This window comes from Amorphoplanes friuliensis DSM 7358 (assembly GCF_000494755.1).
GTDB classification, from domain to species: domain Bacteria; phylum Actinomycetota; class Actinomycetes; order Mycobacteriales; family Micromonosporaceae; genus Actinoplanes; species Actinoplanes friuliensis.
Genome location: NC_022657.1, coordinates 610,092 through 621,476, shown reverse-complemented (window position 1 = coordinate 621,476; position 11,385 = coordinate 610,092). Strand labels below are relative to the sequence as shown.

Genomic DNA, 11,385 nt, shown 5'->3' with positions numbered 1-11,385 from the left:
CCGTGCCTTTCAGATCAGGTCCCAGGTGAGCGGCGTGCCCTTGGCCGCGTCCTGGGTGAAGGTGCGGCCGAGAACCATGCCGATCGCGTCCGGTGCCAGACCGCCCGTGGGACGGATCGACCGGACGTTGTCCTCGGTGACGGTGTCACCGGCGCGGACGTCGGCGACCACGTAGAGGGAACGGCGGAACCGCAGCCCCTCCTTCTCGGCCTCGGTCGGGCCGATGGACGTGGTGCCGAGTGCCTGCCAGGCGCGCTCCGACTCGACGACCAGGCTGCTCAGCTCGGCCGGCTCGAGGGAGAACGCGGAGTCGACACCACCGTCGCCGCGGTCGAGGGTCACGTGCTTCTCGATCAGGCACGCACCGAAGGCCACCGACGCGATCGGTACGCCGATGCCGAGCGTGTGGTCGCTCAGCCCGATCGGCACCCGGAACGCCTCGGCCAGCACCGGGATGCGGCGCAGGTTGGTGTGCTCGGGCGGGGCCGGGTACGACGCCGTGCAGGAGAGCACGACCAGGTCCTGGCAACCGGCGCCCCGCGCGGCGTCGACCGCAGCGGCGATCTCCTGCACGCTCGCCATGCCGGTGGAGATGATCAGCGGCTTGCCGGTGCTCGCGCACAGCCGGATCAGCGGCAGATCGGTGATCTCGGACGACGCGATCTTGTACATCGGGGCGTCCAGCTTCTCCAGCAGGTCGACCGCGGTCCGGTCGAACGGGCTGGAGAACGGCGTCAGCCCGCGGCCGCGGGCGCGCTCGAAGATCGCCTCGTGCCACTCCCACGGGGTGTGTGCCCGCTCGTAGAGCTGGTAGAGGTACTCGTTGCCCCACAGCTCGTGACCCTGGGAGATCTGGAAGCGCGGGTGCTTCACGTCCACGGTCATGGTGTCGGCCGTGTACGTCTGGATCTTGATGGCGTGCGCGCCGGCGTCGGCCGCGGCATCCACCAGGGCCAGCGCCCGGTCCAGCGAGCCGTTGTGGTTGCCGGACATCTCGGCCACGATGTACGGCCGCCGGCCGGCACCGATCTCCACGTCGTTGACGATCACTGCGGTATCCCTCTTTCGGTCCACACCACAACCTGTGGCGTGCCGTCGATCAGTCGCTCGTACCGGCGCACCTCGGTGAACCCGAAGCGCCGGTGCAGCGCGAGCACCTGTTTGTTGGTGGCGAGCGTCTCCCCGCCCAGCCGGGTCAGCCCCAGCTCACCGAACGCGTACGCGACGGCTTCCTTCTCGAGCCGCATCCAGCCCGCGAGCAGACCCGCCCCCAGTCCCTCGACGTCGAGGTAGAAACTCCAGCTCGGCGGGTCCTCCCGGCAGTCGAAGATGACAACGCCGCTGTCGTCGTGGATGAGCACGTGCCGGTCCGGGTCCTCGAGGACCACGTCCCACCACTTCGCGTGTTCCTCGGGCGCGATCACGTGGGTGGTCAGGCTGACCGCGCGCACGTCGGGGTGGTTGCGCCAGGCGAGCACGGTGTCGCGGTCGGCATCGGCAGCGGGACGCAGCACTCTTCAGGCACCTCTCACGTTCACGTACGGAGGCGTCACCGTATGGGCGCAGCCTGAGCCGGTCGTGGCGACGAGGCGAGACTGGGGCGAACCGCAGGTGACGGCTCGGGGTCGCTCTTGACGATCCGGTACGCGTGACGCAGCCCGGCGTACATCGGGTAGCTGTTCAGCCGGACCAGACAGTGCTTGATCCCGCCGTCCGGCACGTGACCCGCGGGCTGGTAGCGGCGGTAGTGGGCGGCGATGCGCTTGAAGAACGCCCGGCGGCGGCGCGGGTGCAGCCGCCCGTCGTTGCCCGCGACGACCAGCAGGTGGTTGACCATCAAGGTGAACAACTGGTGGCGCAGCCACGGCTCGGGGTCGCGGGCGGCCACCCAGGCGAGCATCCGGTCGTACTGGTCGAAGGCCTCGAAATGGCGGTCGCTCCGGGTCGCGGTGATCGCCCCGAGCCGGCCGACCCGGTAGTGGTAACAGACCCGGTCGAGCACACTCACACGCTTCGCGGCGATCAGCACCGGGTTGCTGAACGGCACGTCCTCGTACCAGCCGGGCTGGAACCGCAGGTCGAGCTCGGTGAGCAGGCCGCGGCGGACGACGCGATTCCACGCCGTGTGCTGCAGCCGGAGCAGGCTCGGCAACGAGGTGTCCTGCAGCACGTGGCTGCTGGCGTCAACCTCCAGGCGGCCGTTCTCGTGCACCCGCAGGTGATCGATGAGCAGAACGTCCGGTTCGTCCCGCCGGAGTGCGGTCAGGACCTCGGTGACCGAACCCGCCGGCAGCCAGTCGTCGCTGTCGACGAACCACACGTACTCGCCGCGGGCCTCGGCCAGTCCGGCGTTGCGGGCCAGACCCAGCCCGACGTTCTGGCTCAGGTGCACAACACGCAGGTCACCGTGCCGGGCCGCGTAGCTGTCGAGCATGTCACCACAGCTGTCCGGCGACGCGTCGTCCACCGCGATGACCTCGACGGCCGCGGTGTCGGCCGGGCTCAGACCGGCCCGGATCGACTCGAGGCACTGATAGAGGTAGCCCTCGACGGCGTACACCGGGACGACGACCGACAGCAGCACGGTATTCATACCCGTCACGCTGGTCCGCCCGGGTGACCAATGGAGAAACCCGAGTTGGCCGGGAGCGGTCCGGGGTGAGGCGGGCCGCAATCTCTCAAAACCGGCGCGGACCGACCGAACAGGGCAGTACCGGGACTGTTTTTCGAAGGAGTTGATGGATGGGCGCGTCCGAGCTGCCTCTCGCCCGCCATGATCGGCTGCTGCAGACGTCAGGTGCCCTCGCGCTCGTCTCGGTCGTGCTGGTGGCGGCCGACTTCTGGCACCCGTTCGGGCCCAAGGTGCTGCTCTGGGTGCCGCAGGTGGCCGGGGCCGTCGTGGCCTTCCTGGCCTTCCGCCGCACCGCGCTCGCGCCCGCACTGCCGGACCCCACCCGACGCTTCTGGCGCCTGCTGACCTGGGCCGTGGCCTGTGTCGGCGTCGGCATCACCGCGCAGACCTTCGACGTCCTGACCACGGACGATCCGCGCGGCGAGCACACCGGGCCCGCCATGCTCGGCCTCTGCGGCGTCGGCGTGGCCTTCATCATGTACGCCCTCTACCGGCTGCCGCTGGGCCGTCAGACCCCGGGTGAGCTGCTCCGGGTGATCCTCGACGCCGGCACGCTGATGCTGGCCACAGCGGTGTTCATCTGGCAGTTCTCGACCCGGAACGCGCTGAACACCGGCGACCGGACCGCCGTTTACGTGTCGCTCTTCGTCACTGTCATCGCCCTGCTCGCCGTCTTCGCGGTGGCCAAGTTCGTTCTGTCCAGCCACCTCTACGTCGACAACCGCGCCCTGCGGATGCTCGGCCTGGCCATGCTGGTCGGCGCGGTCGGTCCGATGCTGCGTGCGCCGTTCGAAGCGGTCGACCCGCATTTGTTCCCGGACATGGCCAGCGCACCCGTCGTCTACTTCTTCGCCACCTTCGCGGCGACCTACCAGCGTGCCGCCACCTACGGCCCGCGGCGCGGAACGGTCACCCGGCGGCAGCGCTCCTTCAGCCTGCTCCCGTACGCGGCCGTCGCCGCGGTGGACGGACTACTCATCGCGGTCACCATGCGTCACGACAGCGGGGAGTTCGTGGTCGTCGCGGCAGCCGTGCTGATCACCGCCCTGGTGGTGTTGCGGCAGCTCACCGCGTTCCGCGACAACAGCCGCCTGCTGGAACGCCTCGATCACGGCGCCACCCACGACGCCCTGACCCAGCTGCCGAACCGCGTGCTCTTCCACACCCGGCTCCAGAAGGCCCTGAACACTCCCGGCGACCGCCCGGTGGCCGTCGCCCTGATCGACCTCGACGACTTCAAGGAGGTCAACGACACCCTGGGTCACGAGGTCGGCGACCTGCTCCTCGTCGGTGTCGCCCAGCGCCTCCAGGGCTGCGTCCGCACCGAGGACACGGTCGCCCGCCTCGGCGGTGACGAGTTCGTGGTGGTCCTCGACGACGCCGACCCGGCCGCCGCGGACCAGGCCGCCGAACGGATGCTGAACGCGCTGCGCCAGCCCGTCTACGCCGACGGCCACGAGCTGCCGATCCGGGCCAGCATCGGCATCGCCGACGGCCGGACCGGCGACGAACCCTCGGTCCTGCTGCGGCACGCCGACATCGCGATGTACGCGGCCAAGAACCTCACCGGCACGACCTACCTGCACTACGAGGCCGGCATGGCGGCGAACGGCTCGGAACACGCCCACCTGGGTGCCGAGCTGCGCGAAGCCATCACCGGCGATCAGCTCTTCCTCGTCTACCAGCCGATCGTCTCGCTCGACGACGGCCGGATCATGGGCTCCGAGGCACTGGTCCGCTGGGCCCACCCGACCCGCGGCACCCTGGCCCCGGACTCGTTCATCCCCGTCGCCGAACGCACCGGCCTGATCGTGCCGCTCGGCCGCTGGGTCATACGGACAGCCTTCGCGCAGCTCGCCGCCTGGATCGCGGAACACGGCGAGGCGGCACCCGGCGTCCTGAACGTCAACGTCTCGGCCCGCGACCTGCGCGAACCCGGCTTCGCTGACGGCGTGGCCGCCCTCCTGACCGAACACCACCTCACTGCCGACCGCATCGTCCTCGAGATCACCGAGACGATGGCGCTCGAACCGGGCCAGTCCGTCGTCAACCTCCACCGCCTGCGCGCCCTGGGCCTGCGGGTGTCACTCGACGACTTCGGCACCGGCCACTCCACGCTGACACTGCTGCACGACTGCCCCATCGACGAGATCAAACTGGACCGCTCGTTCACCCAGGCGGAGATCGACGGCCGCCCGCCCGTGTCCGCCGCGGTGATCCACCTCGCGCAGGCGCTGGGACTCCACGCGGTCGCGGAAGGCGTCGAAACCGCCGAACAGGCCGAACAACTGCTCTCACTCGGCTACATCGCCGCACAGGGCTACTACTTCGCGCGGCCGATGCCGGCGGACAAATTCTCCGAACTGCTGCACGAGGACCGCTCACTGATGCCGACCTTGGTTGCCGCCGGGCAAGCTTTTCCGGCCATCAAGGGTTGACGATCGGCGTTACGGGTACCCGTTGGGGCGTAGGCCCAATTACCTGGAGGTTCTCATGGGTGCCGATGACAAGATTGACAACAAGTCCGAAGAGCTGGGCGGCAAGGTCAAGGAGGGCGTCGGCCGGGCGACCGACAACGAGAAGCTCGAGGCCGAGGGCAAGGCGGACCAGTCGACCTCCAAGCTCAAGCAGGCCGGCGAAAACATCAAGGACGCTTTCAAAAGCTGAGCCCCTTTCTGTACGGGCACAGTGAAGTTCAGTGACACACAGCCCGGCCTTACTGCGACACAATGCCGTGGCCGGGACCGCCGGGCTGTAGTTATGGCAAAAGGGCGGCCGCTTTAGCGGCCGCCCTTTGCTGTGTGCGCATCAAGCCGTTGGGATCAGCTCTCGGTCGGTGGCGGGTTCTTGGGTGACCGCCGGGGGTGGTTCGTGGGCGATGGTGGGTAGCCAGTTGAGCCAGCGGGGGAGGTACCAGTTCTTTTCGCCGAGGAGGGCCATCACGGCTGGTAGGAGGACTGCGCGGATGATGGTGGCGTCGAGGAGGACCGCGGCGGCGAGGCCGACGCCGAGTTCCTTGGTCGCGGTCAGCGGCAGGGTGGCGAAGAGGGAGAAGACCGCCACCATGACCACCGCGGCGCTCGTGATCACACCGGCCGTGCTGCCGATGCCCTGGGAGACCGCCTGACGGGTCGGGAGACCCCTGTCGTGGCCCTCGCGGATCCGGCTCAGCACGAAGACGTGGTAGTCCATCGACAATCCGAACAGGATGATGAAGAGGAACAGCGGCATCCAGTTCGTGATGCCACCACCGGACTTGAACTGCAGGAACGACTCGAAGTGGCCGTACTGGAAGACGAAGACCAGCATGCCGTAGGCCGCCGCGACGGACAGCAGGTTCAGCACCACACCGGTGATCGCGACGACGACCGACCGGAACGAGACGAGCAGCAGCAGGAACGCCAGGCCGAGCACAAAGCCGAAGACCCACGGCAGTGACTCGTCGAGCCGCTGGTTGAAGTCCATGCTGCCGGCGGTGTCACCCCCGACCGCCACCGTCGCACCGGGCACCTGGCCGAACGCGTCCGGCGCTACCCTCCCCCGCAACGTGTCGACGGCGCTTTCCGACGTACGGTCACTGCCGTTGCCGACCAGGCCGACCGAGACGACCGCGACCGTCCCGGCGGGGTTGACCCGCACGTCGATCGGCTCGAGCAGCTGCCCGCTGGCCTTGGCCGCGGTGCGGAAGTCCGCCAGAGCGGCGTCGAACTGCGGTCCGCGCACGGTCGGCGCCTGGACGACAACCTCGGCCGGGACGGTCTCGCTGGGGAACGCCTCGCCGATCTTCACGTAGGTCTGCACGATGGCGGAGTTCGGTGAGACGTCCTCGATGCTCTCGCCCTTGGTGCGCAGGTCCAGCATCGGGTAGGCGAGCGCGGCCAGCACACCGACGGCGACGATCGTCGAGATCAGCGGCTTGGCCAGGACGACCCGCAGGATCGCGTTCCAGACGCGGCCGTCGTTGCGCCGGCGGTAGAGACCCGGGATCTTGATCGCGTCGACCTTGTCGCCCAGCGCCGAGAGCAGCGCGGGGAGAACGGTCAGCGACCCGAGGACCGCCGTGGCCACCACGAGGATCGTGCCCACCGCAAAGCTGGTGAACGTCGCGTCCTGGGTGAAGAACATGCCGGCCATGGCCACGATGACCGTGAGCCCGGAGATCCAGATCGACCGGCCGGACGTCTGCGCGGCGATGACCAGCGCGCGGTGCGGATCGGCGCCGTTGCGGCGCTCGTCGCGTTCCCGGCGGATGTAGAAGAGGCAGTAGTCGACCCCGACCGCCAGGCCGACGAGGAGCATCACGTGCATCGTCTCGTCGACGGTCGGTGCAAAGCGGCTCGCCCCCGCGAGCAAGCCGATTGCGGCGACCACGGCGGTCACGGCCAGACCGACCGGCAGCACCGCGGCGACCACCGCGCCGAACGCCACCAGCAGGATGCCGAGCGAGACCGGGATGGAGAGCATGGACAACCTGGTCAGGCCCTCGTCGAGCGCGTCGCCGATGAGCTTGGAACCGCTGGCGTCACCGGCCTCCGCGACCAGCACCCCCGGGTGCCGCGCCTGCACGTCGGCGACCGCGTCGAGCAGCGGCAGGACCCGGTCCTTGGCGGTCTCCGGGTCACCGCTCATGGTGAACGGCACCAGCGTGGAGTTGCCGTCGGGCGAGACCAGCGGGTCGGCCACCCCGGCGACACCCTCGCGGCCGGTCAGGGTCTTCGTGACGTCGGCGACGGCCTTGTCACGGTCGGCGCCCTGGATCAGGACCATCTCACCCGCCGGGCGGACCGGGAAGCCGGCCTGCTCGACGATCTTTTCAGCGCGCCCCGACTCGCCGTGCCCCTGATCACTGCTCGACGCCTCACGGGTGCCGATCTGTCCGCTGAGGATGGTCACGCCGACAACAAAGGCGATCCATCCGAGGATCGCAAGAGTGCGATGTCGCGCACTCCACATCGCGGCCCGTGCCGCGATACCGGTGACTTTTTCCCTGTGCTTCATGGGAATTGACGCTAGGGAGTACGCACCCCGTAAACGATCCGGTGACCTGGCGCTTCGATGGTAGGGCTAGCCCTACGGCCGGCCGGCTCCGCGCAGCAGAAGAGCGAGGAATTCCCGCAGATCGGCGGCCACCACGGTCGCGCCGTCCTCGTCGTACACGCCGCCGACCTCGGCACCACCGGCCAGCCGCAGCACCGCAGAACCGCACAGGGCGAAGAGTGCACCACCGCCGTCACTGCCGAAGACGACGATCGGGCGCCCGTCGCTCAGGACGTACGGCTGGCCGTTGTCGACGCCCGGCCCCGGCGGCCGGTGGATCCAGTAGCCGTTCTCCACGTCGGGCAACGACACCTCGCCGACGACCTGGTAAAACGCACGGAGGTCCGGCGGCAGCCGGGTGAGATCGGCGCCCGCGACCGGCTCACCGATCCTGCTGTCCCCCACGGCCGCACGCCACCGGCTCACCTCGGCGCTGCTGAGGGTGGAGGTCACGACTGGAGGTAGGCCAGCACGGCCAGGACACGACGGTGCTGTTCCGTGTCCGGGGGCAGGTCGAGCTTGGTGAAGATGTTGCGGACGTGCTTCTCCACCGCGCCCTCGGTCACCACGAGCTTGCGGGCGATCGCGGTGTTGGACCGGCCCTCGGCCATCAGACCCAGGACCTCACGTTCGCGGGGTGTGAGATTACGCAGCGGGTCGTCCCGGCGGCGGCGCACGAGGAGCTGACCGACCACCTCGGGATCGAGCACGGTGCCGCCGCCGGCCACCCGGCGCAGCGCGTCCATAAACTCGGCGATCTCGGAGACACGGTCCTTGAGCAGGTAACCGACCGCCCCGAGGCGATCGGCGAGCAGGTCGTCGGCGTACTCGACCTCGACGTACTGGGAGAGCACCAGCACCGGGCTGCCCGGCACCTTGCCACGGGCCTCGACGGCGGCACGCAGACCCTCGTCGGTGTGGGACGGCGGCATTCGCACGTCCACGATGGACACATCGGGCCGGTGCTCGGCGATGGCCTGGACGAGCGACGGCCCGTCGCCGACAGCCGCGACGACGGTGCAGTCGTTCTCTTCCACCAGCCGGACCAGACCCTCGCGCAACAGCACGGCGTCGTCGGCAATCACCACCCGCATGCCGACGAGCCTAGGGGCTAGCGCGTCTTTACAGGGGGAGGGCCACCGTGAGGGTGGTTCCCAGACCGGCCGGGCTGTCGACATTCATCACGCCACCGGCCGCCTGAACGCGGTCGGACAGGCCGGACAGGCCGTGCCCCTTGGCCAGGCTCGCACCGCCGACACCGTCGTCCGCGACGGTGATCAGCAGACCGGCCGAGGCGCGCTGCACGCTGACCTGGACCTCGCTGGCGTAACTGTGCTTGGCGACGTTGGTGAGTGCCTCGGCCACCACGAAGTAGGCGGTCGTCTCGACGGCCGGGTCGAGGCGGGCCAGCGGCGGGGCGTCGAGGTCGACGGGGATCGTGCACCGGCCGGCCAGGGCGGTCAGCGCCGCCTGCAGCCCCCGGTCGACCAGGATCGGCGGGGCGATGCCCCGCGACAGCGCCCGCAGCTCGTCCAGGGTCTCCCGGGTCTGGCTGAGCGCCTCGGCAACAGTCGCCCGGGCCGCCTCGGGGTCGGTGCTGAACTGCTGCTCGGCGCGGCCGAGGTCCATGGCCAGCCGGACCAGCCGCTGCTGCGGTCCGTCGTGGATGTCCCGCTCGAGGCGGCGCAGTGCGGTGGCCTCGGCGGAGACGGCCGCGCTCTTCTGCGCCTGGGCGACGTCGCGTGCGGCGTGCGCCTCGGCGACTTGCTCGCGCAGCTCGTTGACCCCGCTGAGCAGACCCCGGGCGAAGAGCGCCTCGAGCAGCGCCATGCCGCGGATCACCGGGTAGAGCGTGCCGGCGAAGAAGAAGCCGATCGCCATGTGGAAGATGACCCGGGTCGACCAGGCGTCACCGAGACCCAGCAGCATCGGCAGGTCCTGCTCGTCCGGGCCGCGCGGGATCGACCAGTCCCAGAGCGGGAAGGTCAGACCCCCGAGCGCGCCCACCCACCAGACGATCGCAAAGACGAACGCGATGGTGCTGGGGATGAAGCGGAAGATGCCGTGCAGCAGATCGAGCCAGGACTGCCCGTCGGTGACCGGGGTGACGACCCGCTTGACCAGCGTCGAGCCCTCCGCAGCCCGCTTGTAGTGGGGGTGCGGCATCCGGCGGCCGAGCACCGGCGCCAGCCGCGCTCGCTCCACCGTGGCGAAGCCGCGCGCCATCATGAACGTGCCCACCAGGATCGGCAGACCCAGCCAGATGATCATCGTGCCGATGCCCACCCAGAAGCCGGCCATGCTGAGCACGAGGGTGATCAGGCCCAGCGGGAAGCCGAGCAGGATGTACTGGGTGTCCAGCCCGAGCTGGCGGAAAAGGCGACCGGCCACGCTGCTGCTCAGCTCTCCGGGGGCGATGGTGGTGTCCATGCCCATGACGCTAGGCATCGGCGGCCTCCGAACCGATCCCGCTGGCCGCCCGGTCGACAGTAGGGTTAACCCGACCCCTCCCTCAACCCTTTTGCGGGCGAAGCCTCCCTGACCTGCGCAAATCGCGGCACGGGCGGTGCGAATTGCGCGATGCTGAGAGTGTGGACGACTGGAGTGAGCTGCAGGGCAAGGTGCAGCGGACGATCGACGGTCTGGTCGGTGCCGGGCGGGAGATCGGCGTGCAGGTCGCCGCGTACCTCGACGGCGCCCTGATCGTGAACGTGGTGTCCGGGCTGGCGGACGAGTCCACCGGTCAGATGGTCACGCCGGACACGCCGTTCTTCAGCTTCTCGACCGGCGCCGGGCTGACCAGCACGGTCGTGCACGTCCTGGCCGAGAAGGGTCAGCTCGACTACGACCTGCGCATCGCCGACGTGTGGCCGGAGTACGCCCGGCACGACAAGAAGAAAACCACACTGCGGCACGCCCTGTCGCACTCGGCGGGGGTGCCGCAGCTGCCGTCGTTCACCTCGCCCGAGGACTTCCTCGACTGGGACCGCATGTGCCGGACGATCGCCGGCTCGGCACCGATGTGGGAGCCCGGCACCCGGCACGGCCTGCACACATGGACGTACGGCTGGCTGATCGGCGAGGTCGTCCGGCGGGCCGTGCACCGGCCGATCGCCTGGGTGCTGGCCGAGGACATCGCCCGGCCCCTCGACGCCGACCGCGAGCTCTTCTTCGGCGTACCGACCGAGCAGGTCAACCGGGTCGCCCGGCTCAAGGACCGCAACTGGAACGCGGCGCTGGAGCTGCTCAGCGAACGCATCGAGAACTTCGACAAGATCTGCCCGCTGGGCGTACGCCCCAACGCCATGCTGGCGAACCGGCGCGACATCCTGCGGACCGACATCCCCTCGGCGGCCACGGTCAGCGCCCGCGGCATCGCGCGGATGTACGCGGCCCTGATGGGCGAGGTCGACGGCGTCCGCCTGATCTCGCCGGAACGCCTCAAGGAGATCACCACCGTGGTCACCGACGGCCCCGACTGGGCCTTCGGCGGCGACCTGCCCAAGTCCCTCGGGTACGCGTACCAGCTCGGCGGCGCCCGGTACGGCTGGAGCGGCAACGGCGGCAGCCTGGCCGGTTTCTACCCCGAGCTGAACCTCTCGATCGCGGTGACCAAGAACTACCTGGGCTCCGGCGACGACGACGCGATGGAAGGCGTCGCGGCGCTGATCTACGCGGCGGTCGCGAGCTGAAAGCTGTCACACCCCCGGCCTAGC

The 11,385-nt window shown here is 69.6% G+C and carries 10 protein-coding genes; 3 read left to right on the top strand and 7 right to left on the bottom strand.

Translation table 11 applies throughout. From position 1 onward, the window contains the following. Positions 1–9: 9 nt before the first annotated feature. Genes pseI through AFR_RS02845 form a run of 3 tightly spaced genes read right to left on the bottom strand, consistent with a single transcriptional unit; the run spans position 10 to position 2,593 of the window. Positions 10–993: a pseudaminic acid synthase gene (gene pseI / locus AFR_RS02855; RefSeq protein WP_238547326.1), complete on the bottom strand. Its 984-nt coding sequence runs from the start codon at positions 991–993 to the stop codon at positions 10–12. 53 nt (positions 994–1,046) lie between these two features. Next, complete coding sequence (locus tag AFR_RS02850) at positions 1,047–1,514, bottom strand: GNAT family N-acetyltransferase (RefSeq protein ID WP_023357792.1); 468 nt, start codon at positions 1,512–1,514, stop codon at positions 1,047–1,049. A gap of 35 nt (positions 1,515–1,549) precedes the next feature. Then, entirely contained in the window at positions 1,550–2,593 is a 1,044-nt protein-coding gene (locus AFR_RS02845) for a glycosyltransferase family 2 protein (RefSeq protein WP_041840554.1), read from the bottom strand. A gap of 149 nt (positions 2,594–2,742) precedes the next feature. Here AFR_RS02845 and AFR_RS02840 point away from each other — a divergent pair, with 149 nt between their 5' ends. After that, the gene (locus AFR_RS02840; RefSeq protein ID WP_023357790.1) at positions 2,743–5,070 is read left to right on the top strand and encodes a putative bifunctional diguanylate cyclase/phosphodiesterase; all 2,328 of its coding nucleotides are present in this window, start codon (positions 2,743–2,745) and stop codon (positions 5,068–5,070) included. Positions 5,071–5,125: 55 nt separating this feature from the next. Further along, the gene (locus AFR_RS02835) at positions 5,126–5,299 is read left to right on the top strand and encodes a CsbD family protein (protein ID WP_023357789.1); all 174 of its coding nucleotides are present in this window, start codon (positions 5,126–5,128) and stop codon (positions 5,297–5,299) included. Between the two features lie 141 nt (positions 5,300–5,440). On the opposite strand, the gene AFR_RS02830 is transcribed toward AFR_RS02835, so the two are convergent. The 4 genes from AFR_RS02830 to AFR_RS02815 form a co-directional block, all read right to left on the bottom strand. After that, a complete protein-coding gene (locus tag AFR_RS02830; protein ID WP_041840553.1) occupies positions 5,441–7,630 on the bottom strand; it encodes an MMPL family transporter in 2,190 nt (729 codons plus the stop codon). 72 nt (positions 7,631–7,702) lie between these two features. Next, the gene (locus AFR_RS02825; protein ID WP_023357787.1) at positions 7,703–8,122 is read right to left on the bottom strand and encodes an SMI1/KNR4 family protein; all 420 of its coding nucleotides are present in this window, start codon (positions 8,120–8,122) and stop codon (positions 7,703–7,705) included. Then, complete coding sequence (locus AFR_RS02820; RefSeq protein ID WP_023357786.1) at positions 8,119–8,763, bottom strand: response regulator; 645 nt, start codon at positions 8,761–8,763, stop codon at positions 8,119–8,121. Before AFR_RS02820 ends, AFR_RS02825 begins: the two co-directional genes overlap by 4 nt. Positions 8,764–8,791: 28 nt before the next feature. Then, positions 8,792–10,099: a sensor histidine kinase gene (locus AFR_RS02815; RefSeq protein ID WP_041841719.1), complete on the bottom strand. Its 1,308-nt coding sequence runs from the start codon at positions 10,097–10,099 to the stop codon at positions 8,792–8,794. 161 nt (positions 10,100–10,260) lie between these two features. Here AFR_RS02815 and AFR_RS02810 point away from each other — a divergent pair, with 161 nt between their 5' ends. Further along, positions 10,261–11,361 (top strand): EstA family serine hydrolase, encoded by a 1,101-nt coding sequence (locus AFR_RS02810; RefSeq protein WP_023357784.1) that lies wholly within the window; start codon positions 10,261–10,263, stop codon positions 11,359–11,361. Positions 11,362–11,385 lie beyond the last annotated feature (24 nt).